This is a genomic window from Halomonas sp. SSL-5, from assembly GCF_030708455.1.
Lineage (GTDB): Bacteria > Pseudomonadota > Gammaproteobacteria > Pseudomonadales > Halomonadaceae > Halomonas.
The window spans coordinates 93853-115512 of sequence record NZ_JAUYWF010000008.1 but is presented as its reverse complement, the minus strand read 5'-3'; the positions used below and the strand labels follow the sequence as shown (position 1 = coordinate 115512).

General features: G+C 71.2%; 18 protein-coding genes, 1 pseudogene and 1 riboswitch. Of the genes and pseudogenes, 9 read left to right on the top strand and 10 right to left on the bottom strand.

Annotated features, from left to right (window positions below):
* Nucleotides 1-190 precede the first annotated feature (190 nt).
* Nucleotides 191-2416 carry an EAL domain-containing protein gene (locus RAN53_RS10995; protein WP_305796863.1) on the top strand — a complete coding sequence of 742 codons (2226 nt, stop codon included), beginning with the start codon at nucleotides 191-193 and terminating at the stop codon, nucleotides 2414-2416.
* Nucleotides 2417-2443: 27 nt separating this feature from the next.
* Here RAN53_RS10995 and RAN53_RS10990 read toward each other — a convergent pair whose 3' ends face one another.
* Nucleotides 2444-3571 (bottom strand): GTP cyclohydrolase II, encoded by a 1128-nt coding sequence (locus RAN53_RS10990; RefSeq protein WP_305796862.1) that lies wholly within the window; start codon nucleotides 3569-3571, stop codon nucleotides 2444-2446.
* 52 nt (nucleotides 3572-3623) lie between these two features.
* Between RAN53_RS10990 and RAN53_RS10985 the strand changes: the two genes are divergently transcribed.
* Nucleotides 3624-4493 carry a RibD family protein gene (locus tag RAN53_RS10985; protein WP_321169823.1) on the top strand — a complete coding sequence of 290 codons (870 nt, stop codon included), beginning with the start codon at nucleotides 3624-3626 and terminating at the stop codon, nucleotides 4491-4493.
* A gap of 78 nt (nucleotides 4494-4571) precedes the next feature.
* Here RAN53_RS10985 and RAN53_RS10980 read toward each other — a convergent pair.
* From RAN53_RS10980 to RAN53_RS10960, 5 genes and pseudogenes are all read right to left on the bottom strand, one after another.
* Nucleotides 4572-5396, bottom strand: a pseudogene (locus RAN53_RS10980) (lysylphosphatidylglycerol synthase transmembrane domain-containing protein); the annotation flags it as partial.
* Nucleotides 5397-5455: 59 nt separating this feature from the next.
* On the bottom strand, nucleotides 5456-6385 hold the full coding sequence (locus tag RAN53_RS10975; protein WP_305796861.1) for a methyltransferase domain-containing protein: 930 nt from the start codon (nucleotides 6383-6385) through the stop codon (nucleotides 5456-5458).
* Entirely contained in the window at nucleotides 6382-7500 is a 1119-nt protein-coding gene (locus tag RAN53_RS10970) for a glycosyltransferase family 4 protein (RefSeq protein ID WP_305796860.1), read from the bottom strand. The genes RAN53_RS10975 and RAN53_RS10970 overlap by 4 nt, the downstream gene beginning before the upstream one ends.
* Nucleotides 7500-7898: a 6-pyruvoyl trahydropterin synthase family protein gene (locus RAN53_RS10965; protein WP_305796859.1), complete on the bottom strand. Its 399-nt coding sequence runs from the start codon at nucleotides 7896-7898 to the stop codon at nucleotides 7500-7502. Before RAN53_RS10965 ends, RAN53_RS10970 begins: the two co-directional genes overlap by 1 nt.
* A gap of 44 nt (nucleotides 7899-7942) precedes the next feature.
* Complete coding sequence (locus tag RAN53_RS10960; RefSeq protein WP_305796858.1) at nucleotides 7943-8929, bottom strand: zinc-dependent alcohol dehydrogenase; 987 nt, start codon at nucleotides 8927-8929, stop codon at nucleotides 7943-7945.
* A gap of 149 nt (nucleotides 8930-9078) precedes the next feature.
* Here RAN53_RS10960 and RAN53_RS10955 point away from each other — a divergent pair, with 149 nt between their 5' ends.
* The 4 genes from RAN53_RS10955 to RAN53_RS10940 all read left to right on the top strand — a co-directional run bounded on the left by RAN53_RS10955 (nucleotide 9079) and on the right by RAN53_RS10940 (nucleotide 13223).
* Nucleotides 9079-9840 carry a CDP-alcohol phosphatidyltransferase family protein gene (locus RAN53_RS10955; protein ID WP_305796857.1) on the top strand — a complete coding sequence of 254 codons (762 nt, stop codon included), beginning with the start codon at nucleotides 9079-9081 and terminating at the stop codon, nucleotides 9838-9840.
* 41 nt (nucleotides 9841-9881) lie between these two features.
* Nucleotides 9882-10007, top strand: a riboswitch (TPP riboswitch).
* 79 nt (nucleotides 10008-10086) lie between these two features.
* Nucleotides 10087-10755 (top strand): thiaminase II, encoded by a 669-nt coding sequence (tenA, locus tag RAN53_RS10950; RefSeq protein ID WP_305796856.1) that lies wholly within the window; start codon nucleotides 10087-10089, stop codon nucleotides 10753-10755.
* A gap of 62 nt (nucleotides 10756-10817) precedes the next feature.
* The gene (locus RAN53_RS10945; protein ID WP_305796855.1) at nucleotides 10818-11372 is read left to right on the top strand and encodes a cytochrome b; all 555 of its coding nucleotides are present in this window, start codon (nucleotides 10818-10820) and stop codon (nucleotides 11370-11372) included.
* A 69-nt stretch (nucleotides 11373-11441) separates the two neighbouring features.
* Entirely contained in the window at nucleotides 11442-13223 is a 1782-nt protein-coding gene (locus RAN53_RS10940; RefSeq protein WP_305796854.1) for a sugar phosphorylase, read from the top strand.
* 95 nt (nucleotides 13224-13318) lie between these two features.
* Here the strand turns inward: RAN53_RS10940 and RAN53_RS10935 are convergent, their stop codons facing one another.
* The 3 genes from RAN53_RS10935 to RAN53_RS10925 all read right to left on the bottom strand — a co-directional run bounded on the left by RAN53_RS10935 (nucleotide 13319) and on the right by RAN53_RS10925 (nucleotide 16174).
* The gene (locus RAN53_RS10935; RefSeq protein ID WP_305796853.1) at nucleotides 13319-14539 is read right to left on the bottom strand and encodes a glycosyl transferase; all 1221 of its coding nucleotides are present in this window, start codon (nucleotides 14537-14539) and stop codon (nucleotides 13319-13321) included.
* Nucleotides 14536-15456: an HAD-IIB family hydrolase gene (locus RAN53_RS10930; protein WP_305796852.1), complete on the bottom strand. Its 921-nt coding sequence runs from the start codon at nucleotides 15454-15456 to the stop codon at nucleotides 14536-14538. Before RAN53_RS10930 ends, RAN53_RS10935 begins: the two co-directional genes overlap by 4 nt.
* Nucleotides 15457-15673: 217 nt before the next feature.
* Nucleotides 15674-16174 carry a porin family protein gene (locus RAN53_RS10925; RefSeq protein ID WP_305796851.1) on the bottom strand — a complete coding sequence of 167 codons (501 nt, stop codon included), beginning with the start codon at nucleotides 16172-16174 and terminating at the stop codon, nucleotides 15674-15676.
* A 176-nt stretch (nucleotides 16175-16350) separates the two neighbouring features.
* Between RAN53_RS10925 and RAN53_RS10920 the strand changes: the two genes are divergently transcribed.
* Nucleotides 16351-17220: a diacylglycerol/lipid kinase family protein gene (locus RAN53_RS10920; RefSeq protein ID WP_305796850.1), complete on the top strand. Its 870-nt coding sequence runs from the start codon at nucleotides 16351-16353 to the stop codon at nucleotides 17218-17220.
* 7 nt (nucleotides 17221-17227) lie between these two features.
* Here the strand turns inward: RAN53_RS10920 and RAN53_RS10915 are convergent, their stop codons facing one another.
* Complete coding sequence (locus RAN53_RS10915) at nucleotides 17228-18139, bottom strand: DMT family transporter (RefSeq protein ID WP_305796849.1); 912 nt, start codon at nucleotides 18137-18139, stop codon at nucleotides 17228-17230.
* A 132-nt stretch (nucleotides 18140-18271) separates the two neighbouring features.
* On the opposite strand from RAN53_RS10915, the gene RAN53_RS10910 reads away from it, so the two are divergent.
* Together RAN53_RS10910 and pta are read left to right on the top strand one after the other, a co-directional pair.
* Complete coding sequence (locus RAN53_RS10910) at nucleotides 18272-19456, top strand: acetate/propionate family kinase (protein ID WP_305796848.1); 1185 nt, start codon at nucleotides 18272-18274, stop codon at nucleotides 19454-19456.
* A complete protein-coding gene (gene pta / locus RAN53_RS10905; protein WP_305796847.1) occupies nucleotides 19453-21630 on the top strand; it encodes a phosphate acetyltransferase in 2178 nt (725 codons plus the stop codon). The genes RAN53_RS10910 and pta overlap by 4 nt, the downstream gene beginning before the upstream one ends.
* Nucleotides 21631-21660: the final 30 nt, after the last annotated feature.

The following is a 21660-nucleotide window of genomic DNA, read 5'->3' as shown; positions in this document are numbered from 1 at the left end:
AGCTGACCAGAAGCGCTTGTCCACCGACAAGATCAGGACCGAATCCGTCGTCGAAGGCGCCGAAAATCACGAGTATGCCGGGACCTTCGCACGCCGATGGCGGCTCGCCACACCTCACACCGTTAACGCACGGTGGCGGGTAATCCGTTACCCTCTGTGACATATCCAGGGGGGAAATGGGATGGCCGGCATGCTGCCAGGACGAGACCCAGAGTTCACCCGGCCGCGGCTGCTGTTCCGTCGGTGTGTGGAAAGCGGGCAAGCCTTCATCATCTGGTGGCTGGCGGCGCTTTGGGTCAGCCTGATGTTTCCTGCCATGTCGGACACCCTGCCCATTTCGCCGCTTTGGGTGGCCAATGCACTGGCCTATGGCAGCGTACTTGCCCGCGGCATCCGCCTGGTGCCGGCCTTCGCCCTGGCGGCGCTGCTCTGGAACATCGCCCGGGGCGACGACCTCGTCGGCATCCTGGTGGGCACCGGCGGCTTCCTCGTGGTGATGCTGTTCGTGGCCGGTTTCTCTCGCTGGCTGCAGCACCACATCGAGCAGGACCATGCCCGTCGCCTGCTGCGGGTGCCGATCATCGCGACACTCAGCGCCTGTCTCTTCACCGCCCTGGGTGTCTGGCAATTCGCCCATGGCATCCCCAGCGGCGAGCTGTTGACCGGTCTCTGGCTCTCCGAGGTCACCTCGGTGCTTCTCTTCACACCCCTCGCCCAGCAGTGGATGGAGGGCCGTGGTCATCCGCTGCGCGGCCGCCATGGCCTGCGTCCGCTCGGATTGGCCCTGGCCGCCTGGAGCCTGGTAGCCACCTTGGTTCTGGTCGCCCTGTGGCTGTTCGGGAACAGCGAGGAGGTTCCCCAGCGCTGGTTGCCTTACCTGGCCCTGACCATCCCTATCCTGGCGGTCTACCTGCTGCCCGGCGGCCTGCCCAGGCTGGTGGTCCCCATCTTCGTGCTCGCCTGGACAGCCGTCGACCTGCGTCTATACACCGTCGCGGGTGGCATTCTCGACGAGCCGGCGATGCTCAATGGCCAGATGATCATCTTCACGGCCACCCTGATCGGCTTCCTGGCCATTGAGTCGGTGCACTCCTATGACCTCGCCAATCGCCAGCTGGACGCGGCTCGCCTGCATGATGGCCTGACCGGGCTCTATAACGACCTGGGGCTGACCGAGCAGCTGCGACATCGAAGGGAGGGAGATGCCGCCCCATCACTGCATGCCCTAATCGGTGTCCAGGTCCCCGATATCGATGACCTCGCTACCCTGACCGGCCTTGATGAGGCCCACGGCATCGAACGCCGAATCACCGAGACGATTCGCCACTGCGTGTGTTCACGGGAAGGAATGGGGGCCAGGCTACAACCGGGGCTCTTCGCGCTACTCATCCCGATAAAGCCACAGGGCACCGCCCCGGCATCCTTGGCCGAACGCCTCTGCGATGACCTGCAAGCTGCCGAGAATGCCGGCCGGCTTCCAGTCGCGCGTCTCGGGCTTCGCGTCGCACTGATCGAAGGAATCATGCCGGCACATCGAGGGCATTTGACCTCCCTCCTGCTGATGGCCTGTCAGCGGGCCGGCAAGCAGGAAAGGGAACGCTTCTACCATCATAAAGACGCCCCAAACCTGCTCATCGACAGCCACCGCGATGCCCTGGACTGGGCAGGGCGGCTGCGCGATGCCCTGGCGGGGAATACCGCCCATGGCGACTTCGACCTCTTTGCCCAACCCATCCTCCAGCATGACCTTCCGGAGATCCACCGCGCCGAGATACTGATCCGCTGGCGCCTGCCCGATGGCAGCCTGATGGGCCCCGATACTTTTCTGGGCATCGCCGAAAACTTCGGCCTGATGCCCCGCATCGATGAATGGGTACTGGGTCGCGCCCTGTCTCTCGTGGCCGACCATCCAGCCAGGCAACACCTGACCGAGATCGCCATCAACCTGTCGGGCAGCTCCCTGGAAAATGCGTCCTTTCCGGACACCCTGGCAACGCTGCTCGACCGCCACGACTGGCCTCCGAATCAGCTCTGCCTGGAGATCACCGAAACGATGCTCATCCAGGACACCCACCTCGCGCGGCACAACGTGCAGGCCATCCATGATCTGGGTGTCAGGCTGGCCATCGATGATTTTGGCACCGGACACGCGACCTTTGCCTACCTGAAGCAGTATCCCGTGGAAGAGCTGAAGATCGATGGCAGCTTCATCCGCGACATCACCACCTCGGCGTTCGACCGAGAGGTGGTACGTACTACCTGCGCCCTGGCCGAGCTGCTCGATGCGCGAGTAGTCGCGGAATTCGTGGAAACCCAGGCACAACAGGACGCGCTGGCTGACCTCGGTGTCGGTTACCTGCAAGGCTACGCCATCGCTCATCCCATGCCGTTGATCACCTACCTGGATAGCCTGTGACGCCTCGCTGTCTCGCCAGATGACGCCTCAGCGCCGCGTCCGGAACACCTCGTCGAGCAGATGGCCGGCACGCTCGGCCTTGGCGCTGAGGTAGCGGTGGTTGTGGTCATTGAGGGAGCCGTAGAGCGCCTGGCGCTCCACCACCTCGATGCCGCCCCGGGCCAGGGCCGCCATCTTCAGGGGGTTGTTGGTCATCAGCTGCACCCGGCGGATGCCCAGGGCGTCCAGCATGTCCACCGCCACCCCGTAGCGGCGCTCGTCCTCGCCGAAGCCGAGCACCTGGTCGGCGTCCAGGGTATCGAGCCCCGCGTCCTGTAGGGTGTAGGCGCGCAGCTTGTTGGCCAGGCCGATCCCGCGTCCCTCCTGGGCCAGGTAAAGCAGCACCCCGCCGCCCAGCGCCTCGATCTCGGCCACGGCATTGCGCAGCTGCTCGCCGCAGTCGCAGCGCAGGCTGCCGAACAGGTCGCCGGTCAGGCAGGCGGAGTGCAGGCGCAGGGGAACCGCCGCGGATGCCGCGAGTGACGGGTCGCCGATCACCACCGCCACGTGCTCGCGCAGCCCGTCGGGCTCGCGGAAGAGGATGAAACGGCAGTCGTCGGCGTCGACCAGGGGGATGCGCGCCTCGCTGACCCGGAGCAGCATCCCCGGGGTCCCCTCCAGGCAGCGCGCGGCCTGGGCCGCCTCCACCGCCAGCAGGGAACCGTCGGCGCGGGCCGCCGCGATCGCCTCGCGCCGCGTCGCCGCGACCCGCGCCACCAGCGCGGCGGGAATCAACAGCGCCCGACGCATCAGCGCCAGGGCGGCCAGGTCCCCGGGGCCGGCCGCCTCGAGGGCGGCCCGGCACGTCGCCAGCCCCGCGCGCCCGAGTTGCGCGGCGGGCGAGGCCGCGTAGGCCAGGGCCGCCAGGCGGGAGGCGGCGACATCCTCGGGCAGCGGCAGCCGGGCCGCCTCCTCCGGCGCCTCGGCGCCCAGGGCCGCCAGCCGATGACGACTCAGCACCAGCGCCGGCGCGCCCCCGGAAAGCTCGCCGAGCCGCGCGGCCGCCGCCTCGGCGTCCCCCTCCACGGCCTGGACCAGCACCCAGTCGTCGCCGTCGGCGACCAGCACCGGCAGCCCGCGTCGCAGATCGAAGATGGCCCGTTCAACCTGATGCATCGCTTTCTCCTGATGATGGCGCCGCGCCTGGCGTCGCCACGGCATAGTGCGCATGATGGGGGTCGATCCGCCGACAGGAGGCGCCATGGACGCCCGCGACGCGCTGCTCTCCCCCGACGAGGCCTGGCAGGCCCTGCTGCGGGCCGCCCATCCCGGCGGCGACGGCGCCCCGGTGGCCGGCCTGCACCTTGCCCCGACCGGCTGGCAGGCCGAGCGGCCCGTCTCGCCCGAGGCCCGCGAGCTGCTGGAGTGCCTCGCCCCGCTCGCGACCCGCCCCGGGCGACTGGCCATCGCCCAGCTCGGCCAGAGCCTCGACGGGCGCATCGCCACCGAGAGCGGCCACTCCCACTACGTCAACGGGCCACAGAGCCTGGTGCACCTGCACCGCCTGCGCGCCCTGGTGGATGCCGTGGTGGTGGGCGCCGGCACCGTGGAGGCCGACGACCCCCAGCTCACGGTGCGCCATGTCGGCGGCCCCCAGCCGGTGCGGGTGCTGCTCGACCCCCGCGGCCGGGTGGCGCCGGGGCGTCGTGTGCTGCGGGACCCGGAAGCGCCCACCCTGCACCTGCATGGCGAGGGGGCGTGCCCGGCAGGTTCGGCGGCGGCCCACGTGACGCGCCTGGCGCTGCCGCTCACCGGCGGCGGCTTCGCCCCGGCGGCGCTGCTGGAGGCGCTGGCCGACCAGGGCCTCGAGCGCGTGCTGATCGAGGGCGGCGGCGTAACGGTGTCGCGTTTCCTGGAGGCCGGCGTGCTGCATCGGCTGCACCTGCTGATGGCGCCGCTGCTGATCGGCTCGGGCCGGCCGGGGCTCTCGATGACGCCCATCGCCACCCTCGCCGAGGCGCGCCGCCCCGCCTCCCGCACCTTCCGCTGCGGCGACGACACCCTCTTCGACCTCGACCTTGAGGCGCCCGCCGCCTGAGCCACCGGGGGCGTCACCGGCGCGCCCCCGTGCGGTGCCGGCAAGACGCTGCAGCAGCACCAGGGCCCCGGGCAGGCTCGCCACCAGCACCACGACCCCATAGGCCAGCGAGACCGCCACCCCCTGGGCTGGCGGCAGGCCGGCCAGCCCCCAGACCAGGGCCGCGGCGCCCTCGCGCACGCCCCAGCCGGCGACCGAGAGCGGAATCAGCATCGCCAGCAGCACCGGCGGCACCAGCGCCAGCAGGGTGGCCAGCGGCAGGCTGACACCGATCGCCCGGGCGGCGCAGACGAACACCAGGGCGTAGCTCACCACCACCAGCAGCGACCCGCCGAGCTGCTTCGGCCACACCGAGGCGGCCAGCAGACTGCGCCGCAGGTCGCCGCCGAGGCCAGCCAGCGCCGCCGGCGGGTGCCGGGCGAACCGCCAGCCCAGCACCACCAGCAGCAGCACGGCGGCGCCCACGGCCGGGAGCCACCCCGAGGCGGCCACCCCGGCGGCGGCGCGCGCCATCAGCTCATGCCAGAGCGGCGAGGCGACCAGCACCACGACGCACAACAGCGCCATTGCCAGCTGACCGGAGGCACGCTCGATGATCACCGCCCGCCAGGCACCGCCGCGGCGGCCGCTGGTGCGGGCGTGACGCCAGGCCCGGGTGGCATCCCCCGCGACCCCGCCCGGCAGCACCTGGTTGAGGAACAGCGCCAGGGCGTACTCGGCCAGCGCCCGACGAATGCCCAGAGAGAGCCCCAGCAGGCGGGCGGTGAGCCGCCAGCGCCAGGCGCTGAGAAAAAGCGGTGGCAGGGTCAGCGCGAGGGCGAGCAGGGCCCAGCCCGGCGACAGCCGCTGCACCTCGGCGAGCAGCGCCGCCGGCTCGAGCCAGGCGACGAGCCCGATAAGCATCGCCAACCCCGCCAGCGGCCGCAGCAGGCGACCCGGCAGTTGCCGCAGCAGGGCCACCCTCAGGCGCCCCCGGTCGGCAGCGGCGGCAGGGCCAGCAGGTCGCGATGGCCCACGCTGAGGCCGAGCTCGCCCGCGGCGAGACCCGCCAGACGACGTTGCCGCCAGCGCGCGAGCCGCCCGCCCTCCTCCGGGGCCTGCTCGAGGGCGGCGTCGTGCCAGCCGTGCACCAGCCGCTCGGCCAGCGGCAGCCACTCTGGGTCGCCGGCGGCCACATGCCAGGGAGTGGTCGCGCTCTCCACGCGATACCCCGCCGCGGCCATGGCCGCAGCCAGCACCGCGGGGGCGTCACCGCCCAGCGCCGGGCCGAGCCCCTTGTCGCGACGCTGGTGGGCCTGGAAGAGCGCGCGCACCGCCCGGTCCTCGTCGTCCTCGATTCGCTCGCCCGCCGCGTCGAGGAAGGCCCAGTCACCGTCCACGCTGAGGCTGAACAGCAGCGCCTGGTGGCGGGCCACCGCGGCCGCCACCAGCGCCTCGGCCCAGTCGCGGGTGACCAGGTCGAACAGCGCCGAGGCCACCACCAGGTCGGCGCGCGCCAGCAGGGCCTCATCCAGCGGGGCGAGGTCGCGGCACTGGGTTGCCACCCGGGGGCGCGCCCCGTCGGGGTCGCGCAGGGTCGCCGCCTGGCGCCGCGCCAGCGACAGCAGCGCCGGGTCGTGGTCGACCAGCCGCCAGCGCTGGGGGCCCGGCAATCGCGATGCCAGGAAGCGCAGGTTGCTGCCGCTGCCGCTGCCCAGGTCGACGATGCCGACGGGGCCGCCATGGGCGTGCGTCCGCGCGGCGAGCCAGCCGGCGGCCAGCCCGGTGAGGCAGTGGCTGCGCGAGCGGGCATCCAGGACCTCGCGGCTGGCGAGCCAGTCGGCGGCGAAGCGCTCGCGGGGCACGGCGGCGGGCGGGGCGGCAGTTTTCAGGGCCGCTTCGGGGGCGTTCATGGCGAGCTCTCCTCGTCGGGGCGGGTGTCCTCGGCTCGGGTATCACGGGAGTGGCTGGCCGGCCCCTCCAGGGCGGCCAGGAAGCGGTCGCCGGCCTGGTGCCAGTCGGCCAGCCCGCTGCGCGCCTGACGCGCGCCGCGGCGCAGCCGCCGGCGGAGCCCGGCGTCGTCCAGCCAGGCGGCCAGCGCCTCGGCGAGTGCCGGCGCATCGTCGGGAGGCACGGCGAGACCGGCCTCCGGCGGCAGGGTGTCGACCAGGGCGCCGCCGGTGGTGGTGAGCACCGGCAGGCCTCGGGCCAGCGCCTCGGTGACCACCATGCCGTAACCCTCGTAGCGCGAGGGCAGCACGAAGAGCTCGGCGCGATGGTAGGCCGCGGCCAGGCCGGCGGCGTCGCGCTCCCCAGCCCAGACGATATGGCCAGCGAGGCCGTGATGCTGCGCCGCCTCGACCAGCCGCGCGGCGTGGTCGGGGTCGCGCTGGTGGCTGCCGACCACCTCCAGGCGCCAGTCGCGGCGTGACAGGCCGGCCAGCGCCTCGAGCAGCACGTCGTGGCCCTTGCGCGGGATCAGGGTCGCCACGCAGAGCAGGCGCCGTGGTCCGAGGGTCTCCAGATCCAGGGCGCTGGCCGCCAGGGGCGCGGGGTCGACCCCGGGCTCCACCACCTGCACCCGTTCGGGGGCCACGCCGTGGCGCCCGAGGCCCCGGGCGGTGAAGGTGCTGGTGACGATCACCCGGCGCGCCAGGGCCAGCGCCCGGGATTCGCTGTCGAGCAGGCGGCGGCGGGTCGCCGCGGGCAGGCCGCTCTCGTCGGCCAGCGGATGGTGGACCAGGGCGACGATCGCCAGGCGGTCGGCATGAGGGGCGACCACCTCGGGCAGCCCACCCATGGCCAGGCCATCGATCACCACCCGGGCGCCATCGGGCAGCGCGGCGAGAGCCTCGGCCATGCTCGCCCGGGCGCGCGCGTCGGGCTCGGGGAAGCGCCCCGCCAGCCCCACCACCGCGACGCTGCGTCCCCGGACGCGAAGCGCCGCGACGATGCGCGCATCGTAGACATAGCCGCCGGTGAGCTGGCCGGGGTCGCCGGCCACGATCAGGGTCAGCGGCGCGACCATCACAGGCTGCCCTCGTAGCTGGCCCAGGCGACATGGGACTCATGCAGGGTGACGGTCATCGCCTCTAGACCCGTGGCGCCCTCCCCCAGCCGGCCGAGCTGGATCGCCGTGGCCAGGCGCTCGAAGATCACCCGGGCCATGAACTCGATGGTGGTGTTGCGCCCCTGGAACTCCGACAGCTCGTCGAGGTTCTCGAAGTTGAACTCGCCGAGCACCGCCTTGAGGGCCTCGCTCGCCAGGCCGATGTCGACCACCAGGTCGTGATCATCGAGCTCGCGGCGCGCGAAGCTGACGTCCACCACGTAGGTGGCGCCGTGGGTGCGCTGGGCGGGCCCGAAGAGCTCGCCGCTGAAGCTGTGGGCGATCATGAAATGGTCGCGGACGCTGAGTCGGTACATGGGGCTGGGCTCCGGTGGGACCTGGGGGTCAGGGGTGGGTGGGATCAGGCGGGTTCGGGATAGCGCAGGCGGTGGCAGAGCACCTCGCCCGCCCCCGCGGCGAGCCGCGGCATCAGGGTGGGCAGTTCATGAAAGTCGCTCTCGCCGCTGATCAGGGCGTCGAGCCGAGGGTCGCACAGCAGCTCCAGGGCCAGCGCCAGGCGACGGCGGTGGTCCCAGCGCGGGGTACGCTCGGCGGGCAGTCGCCCCACCTGGCTGCCGATCAGGCGCAGCCGCCGGGAGTGGAAGGCCTCGCCCAGCGGCAGGCTCGCCTCGCGATCGCCGTACCAGCTCATCTCCACCACCCGCGCCTCGTCGCCGGCCAGGGACAGCGCCTGGCGCAGCCCCGCGGGATTGCCGCTGGCGTGGATCACCACGTCGTTGTCCCCCGGCGCCTCGCCGGCCAGGGCGAACTCGACCCCCAGGGCCCGGGCGAGCTCGGCGCGCCCCGGCGAGACGTCCACCAGCCGTACCCGGGTGCCGGGGATCGCCGCGCAGAGCCAGGCCACCAGGGCGCCCACCACGCCGGCGCCGATCACGGCGATGCGATCGCCGACGCGAGGCTCGGCATCCCAGCAGCCGTTGATGGCAGTCTCGAGATTGGCGGCGAGCACCGCCCGGGCGGCAGGCAGCCCCGCCGGCAGGGGCGTGACGGCGGCGGCGGGCACCACGTAGCGATCCTGGTGGGGGTAGAGGCAGAACACCTCGCGGCCCTCGAGGGTCTCGGGGCCGGCCTCGACCAATCCCACGCTGACGTAGCCGTACTTCACCGGCCAGGGGAAGTCGCCGGCCTGGAAGGGGGCGCGCATGCGCCGCCACTCGCTCTCGGGCACCCGCCCCTGGAACACCAGCGCCTCGGTGCCGCGGCTCACGGCGCCATAGAGCGCACGCACCCGCACCTCCCCCTGGCGGGGGGCGGGCAGCGGCTCCTGACGCAGTTCACCCTGGCCCGGGGCCAGGGTCCAGAAGGCGGTGGCGATGTCGTCGGCCATGGGATCTCCGGCAGGGCAAATACTTCTACAATAATGGTACACTTACCACGAATTGCATAATCATTGCGACACCCTCAGGCCGTCGCTTGTTACGCTAACCCCTACTCAGGCCCTGTGAGTCAGCATAGCGGCAAGTCCCGGGAGCCCCCATGCCTCCACCGCTCTCCTTTCCGTCTCTCCTCCGCGACACCCGCGGCGTCGGCGTGCGCGATTTCCTCGCGCTGGTGGCCGGCGGCCTTGCCCTGCTGGGGCTAGCACTGGCGACGATGTCTCTGCTCGACGCCTCCTGGGGCGTGGCGGCACTGGCCATGGTGACCTATCTGGGCATGGCGGCGGCGCTGTGGTGGGCACTGCGACGCTCGACTCGGCGCGCGCTCAGGTCCGGTAACGGCCTGGGCCCCGCCAACCGGGTCACGCTGGCCCGCGGCTTGCTGGTGGCGCTGCTCGCCGGCACCCTGGCCGACCCGTCGCTGCTGGCGACCCACTCCGGCTGGCTCTTCGGCGTGGCGCTCATCGCCCTGGCCCTGGACGGCGTCGATGGCTGGGTGGCCAGGCGCACCGGCAGCGCCAGCGCCCTGGGGGCTCGCTTCGACATGGAGCTCGACGCCGCCTTCATCCTGGTGCTCTGCCTGGCGCTGCTGCAGCTCGAGCGTGTCGGCCCCTGGGTGCTGGCCATCGGCGCCATGCGCTACGCCTTCGTGGCGGCGAGTTGGCGGTGGCCCTGGCTCGCGGCCTCGCTCCCCGACAGCCGGCGGCGCAAGGCGGTGTGCGTGTGGCAGGTGGCGGCATTGATGCTCGCCCTGCTGCCGGTGATCCCCGGGACCCTGGCCGCCTGGCTCGTCGCCACCGCCCTGGCGGGGCTGGCCGCCTCCTTCGCCGTGGACGTGCGCTGGCTCCATCGCCACCGCTGAGCCGCAGGCTGGCAAAACGCGCCTGGCCTGCTAGAGTGCACCTTCGCTTGACGGGGTGCCGGTGAGATCCGGCTGAGATGGCACAGGGGTCTTCCGAAGACCCAAGCGCCGATCCCGTTGAACCTGATCCGGTTAGTACCGGCGTAGGAATCAAGCGGCGGCCCAGGCTAACCTCGCGTAGCGCTCGCAGGCCCCACTTCCTCCCTCGCCCGCGCTCCGGATCGCCACTCAGCTACGGAGACGACCATGGGCTATCGCTTCCAGGACCTGACCGCCGCCTGCCACGACGACTGGCGCGCCTATATCGAGCATGACTTCGTGCGCCAGCTCGCCGACGCCACCCTCGAGCAGGCGGCCTTCCGCCACTACCTCAAGCAGGACTACCTCTTCCTGGTCCACTTCGCCCGTGCCTACGCGCTGGCCGCCTACAAGAGCCGGTCGCTTGCCGACCTGCGCCATGCCCATGAGGGACTCAAGGCGATCCTGGACCTGGAGCTCGGCCTGCACGTCGGCTTCTGCCGCGACTGGGGCATCGGCGAGGCGGAGCTCGACGGCCTGCCCGAGGCGCGGGCGACCATGGCCTACACCCGTTACGTGCTGGATACCGGCCACCGCGGCGACCTGCTCGACCTGCACGTGGCGCTGGCGCCTTGCCTGGTGGGCTACGGCGAGATCGCCGACTGGATCACTTCACGCTCTTCCACCCTGCGCGGCGACGCCAATCCCTATGACGCCTGGATCGCCATGTACGAGAGCGACGAGTTCCAGGCCGCCCGCCGCGCCGAGGAGGCCTGGCTCGACGCGCGCCTGGCGGAGGTGACCCCGCGCCGCTTCGAGGAACTCGCCACGGTGTTCCGCGACGCCACGCGCCTGGAGATCGACTTCTGGCAGATGGGACTGGATCGCGCGCTGTGACGGCGCTCCGGGCCGTGATCGGCTAGTCTGGGATCATGCCCTGACCAAGCCCCGGAGCCCCCATGAACGAAATGGATCGCTACGCCTACCCGCAACGCGTGCTGCACTGGCTGGTGGCCGGGGTGGTGCTGTTCTCCCTGGCCAGCGGCATCACCCTGGGACTGCTGGGCTTCGAGGGGGCCATGGAGCGCCTCGGTCGCGGCGGTACCGACCTGCTCTATACCACCCACAAGTCGCTGGGCGTGGCGATCCTCGCGCTGATGACGGTTCGCGTGGTGGTGCGCCTGCTCTACGTGGTGCCCGACCACGACCCGCCGCTGCATCCCTTCCAGCGGATCCTGAGCACGGCGGTGCACCACCTGCTCTACCTGGCACTGCTCGCCCAGCCGCTGCTGGGCTGGGCCGCCACCGCCAGCGGCGACTTCCCGGTGCAGTTCCTGCACTGGCACCTGCCGGGCATCGTCGGCGTGAACGAGGCGCTTTCGGAGCGGCTCTTCGTCTGGCACGGCTGGCTGGGGCTGGCGATCCTGGGCCTGCTGGGGCTGCATATCGCCGGCGCTCTCTACCACTGGCTGATCCGTCGCGACGGGGTGATGGAACGCATGAGCCTGTTCTGACCGGCCGGGGCGGGCACGCCCTGGCACGGTGCCTGCATGGAACAAGGGTCGCCCCGAGGAGCCCTGGCCATGCCCGACCACCCGACCTTCACCCCCTCCATTACCGTCCCGCTGGACGCAGTGGCCTTCCGCCGCCGCGCCCACGGCCATCTTGCCTTCCTCTACGGCCCCCGCGCCGACGAGGTACTGCGCCGGCTGCTGACCCTGCTGGCGCACCAGGCCCCGCCCTCGCCCTCCGATGGTGAAGCCGGTGCGCCACTCTGGAGCGAGCGGGACCAGTGGCTGATCAGCTATGGCGACAGCCTGCTCGATGGCGAACGCCCGCCCCTCGAGGTGCTGGACGACTTCCTGGAGGCACGCCTGGCGGAGACCTTCAGCGGCGTTCACCTGCTGCCCTTCTTCCCCTGGAGCAGCGACGACGGCTTCTCGGTGATCCACTACCGCGAGGTCTCCCCCGACCTCGGCGACTGGTCCCATGTGCGTGCCCTGGCCGGGCGTCGCGACCTGGCGGTGGACCTGGTGCTCAACCATGTCTCCCGGGAGTCGCTGTGGTTCGTCGACTACCTCTCGGGCAGCCTGCCGGGGCGCGACTACTTCATCGAGATGGACCCGGACACCGACCTCTCGGCGGTGGTGCGGCCGCGCAGCTCGCCGCTGCTGGTCAAGGTGCCTACGCGGCGCGGCCCCCGACACCTCTGGGCGACCTTCTCCGAGGACCAGCTCGATCTGAACTTCGCCAATCCCGACGTGCTGCTGGAGTTCATCGGCATCCTGCTCTTCTACCTCGGCCAGGGGGCCCGGGTGATCCGGCTGGACGCCATCGCCTACCTGTGGAAGGTGGTCGGCACTCCCTGCATCCACCTGCCCCAGACCCACGCAGTGGTGCGGCTGCTGCGCGCCGTGGTCGACCATGTGGCGCCGGGCACCCTGCTGCTCACCGAGACCAACGTGCCCCATCGCGAGAACCTCAGCTACCTGGGGTTAGAACGTCTTTCAGCCGACCATCCCCCCGACGAGGCGCACCTGGTCTACCAGTTCCCGCTGCCGCCGCTGCTGCTGCACACGCTGACCAGTGGCGAGGCCGGCACCTTGGCCGCCTGGCTGAGAAGCCTGCCGAGCCTGCCGCCCGGCTGCGGCTTCCTCAACTTCACCGCCAGCCACGACGGCATCGGCGTGCGCCCGCTGGAGGGCCGGCTGCCCCAGCACGAGATCGATACGCTGCTGGAGCTGATGCACCGCTTCGGCGGCTTCGTCAGCATGCGGACCCGCGACGACGGCAGCGACAGCCCCTACGAGATCAACATCACCTGGTTCGACGCCATGCAGGGCACTCGGCGGGGGCCGGATCCCTGGCAGATACAGCGCTTCCTGTGCGGCCAGCAGCTGATGCTCGGCCTGCGGGGCATCCCGGCACTCTACCTCCACGTGCTGACCGGCACCCTGAACGATCTGGAGGGGGTGGAGCGCAGCGGACGGCTGCGCTCGATCAACCGCCGCCGCTGGCAGCGAGGGGAACTGGAGCTGCTGCTGGACAGTCCCGACACGCCGACCCGCATGGTCTTCGAGGCGCTGACCCGCCGGCTGGCGGCACGTCGCCGCGAGCCCTGCTTCCACCCCGACGCCCCGCAGCGGGTCCTTGCGACGCCGCCGGAGCTGCTGGTGCTGGAGCGCGGCCCGCTGCCCGACGGGCGACGCCTGCTGGCGATCCACAACGTCACCGACGCCCCCCAACCGCTGACGCTACCGGCCCTCGCCGAGGAGGCCTGGTTCGACCTGCTGGAGGAGGCCCACTGGGTGCCAGTGGAGAGCCTGGCGCCCTATCGCTGCCTGTGGCTGGTGCAGCAGCCGTAGGCTGTCAGCTGGAAGGCCACCCAATACCGCCAATTCAGGGGCATTGGGTTTCTTCCAGCTTCAAGCTTCCAGGCGCGAAGCGCCGCTCCTCCCGCTTACACCTCGCCGCGGTTATCGGCCTCCACGGCGTCGTGCAGTCGCTCGGGCAGGTCGGGGATCGCCGAGCGCACGCGGTTCCAGCTGGGGATGAAGGGGCGCTCGCCGGGATTGTCGAGGAAGGCGCTGCCGGCCTCGAGCAGGTTGGCGGCGAACAGCTCCACGGCCCGCTCCTCGGCATGGCGATCCAGGCTGAGCCCGTTCATCACCGCGTCGTGGTCGTAGGCCTCGATCAGGTCCAGGGCCAGGCGGTAATAGGTCGCCTTGAGGGTGCGGAAACCCTCGGCGCTGAAGGTCACCCCCTGGGTCGCCAGCTTGCGGTAGAGCGCCTTGGCGATATCCAGGCTCATGCGGTTGAGTCCGGCCGATGCATCCTCCGCTGAGACCGGCTGGTGCTTGTGGTCGTAGGCGTCGGCCAGGTCGACCTGACAGAGCCGCTTGGTGGAGTAGTTGCGATGCACCTCGGAGAGCACGCCGACCTCCAGGCCCCAGTCCGCCGGGATACGGATGCCGTCGAGCACCTCGGCGCGCATGGAGAACTCACCGGAGAGCGCGTAGCGGAAGCTGTCCAGGTACTCGAGATACGGCAGCGGCCCATGCATCGCCTTGAGCGCCCGCAGCAGCGGCGTGACCATCAGTCGCGAAACCCGGCCGTTGAGCCGGCCATCGGCGATGCGCGGGTAGTAGCCCTTGCAGAACTCGTAGTTGAAGTGGGGGTGGGCCACCGGGTAGAAGAGCCGCGCCAGCAGGCCGCGCTCGTAGGTGAGGATGTCGCAGTCATGCAGCGCCACCACCGCGCCGCGCCCGGAGGCCTGCACGAAGCCGGCGCAGAACCACACGTTGCGCCCCTTGCCCGGCTGCTGCGGCGAGAGCCCCTGGGCGTCGAGTTCCTCGTCCAGGGCGCGCAGCCGCGGGCCATCGTTCCAGAGAATGCGATGGTGCTGCGGCAGCCGGGCGAAGAACTCGCGGGCACGCAGGAACTGCGCCCGGTCGGCCCGGTCCAGCCCGATCACCACCTCGGCGAGATAGGGCACCCGACGGACCTCCTCGACGATCGCCTCGAGGGCGGGCCCCTCGAGTTCGGAGTAGAGCGAGGGCAGGATCAGGCTCATGGGGCGGCGGCGCGAGAAGCGCAGCAGGTCCGCCTCCAGGGATTCCACCGATCGCCGGGTCAGGTTGTGGAAGTCGGTGATGATGCCGTTCTGGTGGAAGTCGCTCATGCGGCCACCCCCTCGGTGGCCCACGCCTGGCCGTCAACGCCCGCCGGGCTCAGCCGGCGGTCGGCTCGCCCCCACCAGTAGGCCACCCCCTCGGCCCAGCCGGCGGGGCCGGTCGCCTCGCTGCGATAGAGCGCCGGCTGCGCCGGCTCCACCGGCAGGCCATGGCAGCCGCGAATCACCACCGCCTGGTCCACCACCTCGAGCATGGCGATATCGTTGGGCCCATCGCCCAGCGCCAGGGTCTGCGGGCGCCGGCCGCGCAGCGCCTCGGAGCGCTCCACCAGCCAGGCCACGGCGCTGCCCTTGTGGGACGCGCCGGTGACGTGCCAGAAGCGCCCGCCGCGCACCAGGCAGAGCCCATCGCCGGCCAGCCCCTCGCGGAAGCCCTCGAGTCCGGCCTCGTCATCCTGCCACACCAGCGGCTCGCTGCCCTCGCGCATCCGGGCCAGGCGCGCCTCGGCCTCGGGCAGGCCGGTGAAGCCGACGAGCTCGTCGAGCGACATCTCGCTCATGGTGGTGAAGCGCACCCCGAGCCGCTCGCGCCACACCGCCAGGCGCTTGCGCACGAAGCCGATATCCACGCCCAGGGTGCGGATGGCCAGGCCATCGGGGCCGGGACGGTCGATGCGGGCATGGCACCAGGCCGGCGGCAAGCCGACCAGGGCACCATTCTCGGCGATGAAGGGAGTGTCGCCCAGGCCCATGGCCTCGCGCAGCGGCATGATCTCGCTGCGGGTCTTGCTGGTCACCGGGATCACCGGCACGCCGAGCCGCCTGAGCTGGGCCAGCCAGGGCCGGGCGGGGCCCCAGTCATAGCTGTGATGGTCGAGCAGCGAGCCGTCCAGATCGGTGAACAGCAGTCGCGGCGTCAGGGCCGCATCGAAGCCGGCATCCGGCGTGGGGCGAGAATCGGTCATGGCAGCTCCCGGGCGATTGGCAGGGGCACATGCCCCCGCCTTTGCATTGCACAGGGCGTGCCAGCCTGTCCCACGGGGCTTGCCGGCCCGCTTCGCGGCGGAAACGGACGAACCGACGGTCACGCCTTGCACCACCGCGATGCAGGGGTGCACCAACGCAAGGCGCCCCGAGGCGGAAGGCCTCGGGGCGCCAGGTCGTGCTCGTGTAGCGGCGGGATCAGAAGCGGTAGCGGACGCCGACGCTGGCGGCATCGAAGTCGTACTGGTCCTCGTCGAGATAGCGCATGTAGTCGGCACCCAGCGCCAGGTTGGGCGCCACGTCGAACTCGGCGCCGGCACCGTAGGAGAAGCCCGACTCGCTGTCGACGTCGAAGTCCACGTCGGTCATGCCGGCCAGGCCGTAGAGGCGAAACTCCTGGGAGACCGGCAGGATGCCCTTGGCGTAGAGGCCAACCAGGGAGTCGAGCTCGACGCCCCCATCGGAACCGCCGCCACCCAGGTGGCCCTCAACGGCGAAGTAGTCGTTGAACTTCAGGCCGCCGTTGACGCGCAGGCCGGTGCCATCACGGCTGTCGGCGCGGCCATCGGGGTCGACCTCCCAGAACATGGCGTCGCCGCCCACGTAGCCCTGGGGATAGGGAGGCTGCTGGGCCTGGGCAGCGGTAGCGCCGGCGGCGAACAGGGCGGTAGTCACAGCGGCAATGGTCAGGGTCTTCATGTCATGCTCCTCATTAATGAACACCGTTTCCTAACAACCCCAAGTGTGGTCCCACTACGACGATGTATCAAGGGACAAATGTGCAAAGTTGCGCTACGCCGCGTCGGCGAGTGGCGACATGCCGCCCGCCTGCCCTCCCGGCTATACTGAGCCTTCACGCTGGACAGGACCCGAGGATGCGTCACTGGTTGATCGCCAATACCCGGGCTGGCAACGGCTCCTGCGGTGAAGGCTTCTGGAAGCCACGCCTCGAGCGCGCCGGCATCACCTCGCTGCAGGTGCGTGATCTCGCCGAGGATGATTGGGAGACGGCGCTTTCGGCCGACGATATCGTGCTGGTCGCGGGCGGCGACGGCTCGGTCAACCGGGCCGCCCAAGCCTGCCTCGAACGCGGCGCGATCCTCGGCGTGCTGCCCTCGGGCACCGCCAACGACTTCGCCAGGAACCTCGGCCTGCCGGAGGATCCCGATGCCCTCTGCGAGCTGGTCACGCGGGCCCCGATCGCGCGGGTCGATGTCGGCTGGCTCGACGAGCAGCTGTTCCTCAACGTGGTCCACGTGGGCCTCGGCACCCTGCCCGCCACTCAGGCCTCACCGCGCCTCAAGCGCTGGCTGGGGCGCTTCAGTTATGCCGCCGTGCTGCCGCAGCTGCGTCGCCTGGGGCTGATGCGGGGCTTCCAGGCGCGCCTCGAGATCGACCACGAGATCCTCGAGGAGCGCTGGCTGTCGCTGGCCATCGCCTCCGGGGCCTTCTTCGGTGGCGGATCAAAGGTGCCGGGCGCCTGTGCCCGGGATGGCCACCTGACCCTGGTCGTTGTGCGCCCCCGACCCTGGTGGCGGCTGCTGTGGACCTTCATGGTCACTCGCCTGCTCGGCCACATGCCACAGGATGACGACAGCGTGCTGGTACGCCAACCGACCAGGTGTCGCATCGCCATGCCCCACGGGCACCGGGTGACCGCCGACGGCGAGTCGTTGGGCCAATTCCGGGAACTGACGCTACGCGTCGAGCCTGCAGCGCTACGAGTGATCGTCGGGCCCTGCTGAGCCGCCCTCACTCCTGCTTCGACAGCCCCAGGATCACGATGCCCGCCACCACGATGCCGCCGCCGAGCAGCTGAACGGGAGACAACGCCTGGCCGAGCACCAGGTAGCCCAGCACCAGCGCCGCCACCGGCTCCATGTTCATGGCCGGGGCGTTGCGCGCCATGTCCAGGCGCGGCACGCTGATGAACAGGATCGAGAAGGCCACGCCATAGAAGAGACCCAGCGCGGCCAGCCCCCAGGCGCCGGCGAGACTCTGTGGCGGGTCCATGCCACCCGGCACCAGGCCGGCGGCACCTGCCGCCAGCATGCTGACCAGCACCGTGAGCATGGTCAGCAGGCTGCGCAGGGTGCTGCCCACCTCGGCCAGGCGATGTTCGGTGATCCATAGCGCCCAGGCGAAGACGAAGGCGGCCGCCAGCCCCAGCCCCACGCCGAGGAACCAGTCGGGGCCCATGGCATCGGGGTCGGCGAGCCAGGTCGGCACATCCAGCACCACCACCAGGCCGACGAGGATCACCCCCATGATCAGCGCCGCCCGCGGCGTCGGGCGCGGCCCGCCCATCGCCCAGCTGATCAACGCCAGCTGGATCGGCAGGGTATTCATCAGCAGCAGCGCCACCACCACCGGGATGCGTGCCACCGCCGAGTAGAGGGAGAGGCTCTGGACTACCACCAGCAGCCCCACCGCGAGCTGCCAACCAGCCGTGCCGGCCGGCAGGCGCAGCGACTTGCGCTGCAGCAGCACCAGGGCGCCGAGCACCACCACCGCCACGCTGGAGCGCACCAGGATCGCCAGCAGCAGCCCGGTGCCCTCATCGAAGGCCACCCGGGCGGCGACATGATTGGTGGCGAACAGCGTGGCCACGCTGCACAGCAGCGTAATGGCCAGCGGGCGAGGGAGAATGGAGGCTTTCGACATGGAGCTTCCTTGCACAGTCGTTGTGGGGGCAGGGCCTTCGTCCGGGAACATGACGAGCATCAAGCGGCGGCCACTGCCGGTGGCGGGACATCATGTTAGCCTAATGTCTCATCCTGTCCACGAGACTCCCCGATGCGTGACCCGGTGCTGGTGATCAACTGCGGCTCCTCCTCCATCAAGTATGCCCTGGTGCCCGAGGACCCGGCCCAACCCCGCCAATCGGGCCTGGCGGAGCGCCTCGGCGTCAACGATGCGCGCCTCAAGGGGGTGGCCGCCGACGGCCGCGAGTTCTCCCAGCCCCTGCACGGCGCCGGCCACGCCGAGGCCATGGCGGTGATCCTCGAGCGCCTGGGTGGCCCGTCCCCCGGCGCGGTGGGCCACCGTATCGTGCATGGCGGCGAGCGCTTCACCGCCGCCACCCGTATCGATCCCGCCGTGCTGCGCGCCATCGAGGCCACCGGCGCCCTGGCACCGCTGCACAACCCCGCCAACCTGGTGGGGGTTCGCGCCACCCTGGCGCTGTTCCCGGCATTGCCCCAGGTCGCGGTATTCGATACCGCCTTCCACCAGAGCCTGCCGCCGCGGGCCTATCGCTACGCCCTGCCCCAGCACCTCTACTCCCGCCACGGCATTCGTCGCTACGGCTTCCACGGCAGCAGCCATGCCTACGTCAGCGGGCGCGTCGATCATCTCTCCAGCCGTGCCCATGGCGGCTGGCTGGTCGCCCACCTCGGCAACGGCTGCTCGACCTGCGCCGTCTGGCAGGGCCAGAGCCTGGATACCAGCATGGGGCTGACCCCGCTGGAAGGGCTGGTGATGGGCACCCGCAGCGGCGACGTCGACCCCGGCCTGCATGCCCACCTGGGCCGACAGCTCGGCTGGTCGCTGGAGCGTATCGACACCCTGCTCAACAAGGAGAGCGGCCTGCTGGGCCTCTCCGGGATCTCCAACGACATGCGCCGCCTGGAACAGGCCGCCGCCGAGCACCACGCCGGCGCCGAACTCGCCATCGAGGTGTTCTGCTACCGTATCGCCAAGTCCCTGGCCGCCCTCTCCTGCGCCCTGCCGAGGCTAGACGGCATCGTCTTTACCGGCGGCATCGGCGAGAATGCCAGCGCCGTGCGGGCCCGGGTGGTGGAAGCCCTGCCCCACTTCGGGCTGCGCCTCTCGGCCACGGCCAACGCCGAGACCGTGGGCGGCCAGGAGGGCCGCATCGATGCCGGAAACGCCGGGCCCGAGCTCTGGGTGATCCCCACCGACGAGGAGGGCCAGATCGCCTTCGAGACCCGCCAACTCCTCAGCGAGACGCCCGCATGACTGCAAGCTCAGCACGTCCCGACCCCCGCACGCTGCTGCTGGTACCCACCGGCACCGGCGTGGGCCTCACCTCCGCCTGCCTGGGGCTGATTCGCGCCCTGGACACCCTGGGCCTCAAGGCCGGCTTCCTGCGCCCCTTCCGCCAGGACGAGTTCAACGGGCCCGGGCCGGACCGCTCCACGGCGCTGGCCCGCAGCACCCTGGGCCTCACCGCCCCCGAGCCGCTGCCCCAGGCGCGCGTGGAGCGGCTACTGCGCGACGACCGCATCGCCGACCTGATGGAGGAGGCGGTCGCCCGGCACACCCGCGTCGCCAGCGACGAGGGGGTGGCCCGCCCCGACCTGGTGGTGGTCGAGGGCCTGGTGGCGAGCCCCCAGAGCAGCTACGCCGGCCAGCTCAACGCCGAGCTGGCCCGGGCCCTGGACGCCCGGGTGATCCTGGTGGCCGACGGTGACCTGAGCGACCCTCGCCATTTGGCGGAACAGCTCGACATCCACGCCCAGCCCTTCGACGGCGCGCGCTCCTCGCGCACCCTGGGCTGCATCCTGATGCGCGTGCGGCCGTTGCCCGAGGCCGCCACCACGACCCCGCTCGCCGCCCCCGAACTGGCCGCCAACACCAACGGCGAACTGGCCGATACCCTGCGCCAGTACCTGCCCGCCCTGGATGGCCAGCAGTTCCGCCTGATCGGCGCCGTGCCCTGGCACGACGCCCTCTCCGCGCCGCGGGTCATCGATGTGGCTCGCGCGCTGGGCGCCCAGTTCCTCCACGAGGGCGACGCCGCGACCCGCCGGGTGATGGGCACCAGCCTGTGCGCGCGCAGCGCCTCCCGGGCACTGCACGTGTTCAAGCCGGGGCGGCTGATCGTCTCCCCGGGCGATCGCGACGACATCCTGCTGGCCGCCGCGCTCTCCACCATGAACGGCGTGCCGCTGGCCGGCGTGCTGCTCACCCACGGTGAACAGCCCAGCGAGGCGATGATCGATATCTGCCGTCCCGCGCTGCGCAGCGGGCTGCCGGTGCTGGCGGTGGATTCGGACAGCTTCGACACCGCCAAGCGCCTCGACCGCATGGCCAACGATATTCCCATCGACGACGCCGAGCGCGCCGAGCAGGTGACCCGCTTCGTGGCCGGTCATCTCGACCTGCCGTGGCTCAAGGAGACCCTCAGCCGGGGCTATCCGCGCCGGCTCTCCCCTGCCGCCTTCCGCCATCAGCTGGTGCAGCTGGCCCAGCGCGCCGCTCGGCGCATCGTGCTGCCGGAGGGCAACGAGCCGCGCACCGTGGAGGCCGCGGTGATCTGCCAGCAGCGCGGCATCGCCCGCTGCGTGCTGCTCGGCAGGCGGGAGGAGATCGAGGAGGTGGCCCGCCAGCGCGGCATCGCGCTGCCCGAGGAGCTCGAGATCATCGACCCCGGCGCCATTCGCCAGCGCTACGTGGCGCCCATGGTGGCGCGCCGTGCCGGCAAGGTGAACGCGATTACCGCCGAGGACCAGCTGCAGGACAACGTGGTGCTCGGCACCATGATGCTCGCCGAGGACGAGGTCGACGGCCTGGTCTCCGGGGCCGTGCACACCACCGCCAACACCGTGCGTCCCGCCTTCCAGCTGATCAAGACCTCCCCGGACTACCACCAGGTGTCATCGATCTTCTTCATGCTGCTGCCCGAGCAGGTGGTGGTCTATGGCGACTGCGCGGTGAACCCGGACCCGGACGCCGAGACCCTGGCCGAGATCGCCATCCAGAGCGCCCGCTCGGCGGCGGCCTTCGGCATCGAGCCGCGGGTGGCGATGATCAGCTACTCCACCGGGGAATCCGGCTCCGGCGCCGACGTCGAGAAGGTGCGCCAGGCGACCCGGCTGGCCCGGGAGCGCGCTCCCCAACTGTGCATCGACGGGCCGCTGCAGTACGACGCCGCGGCCATCGAGAGCGTGGGCCGCCAGAAGGCACCGGATTCCCCGGTGGCCGGCCGCGCCACGGTGTTCGTCTTCCCCGACCTCAACACCGGCAACACCACCTACAAGGCGGTGCAGCGCAGCGCCCATGTGGTCAGCGTCGGCCCCATGCTGCAGGGCCTCAACAAGCCGGTGAACGACCTCTCCCGGGGCGCCCTGGTGGACGACATCGTCTATACCATCGCGCTGACCGCCATCCAGGCGGCCCAGGGCGACTGAACGCGCCCCCTTGGCCCGTGGCCACCGCCA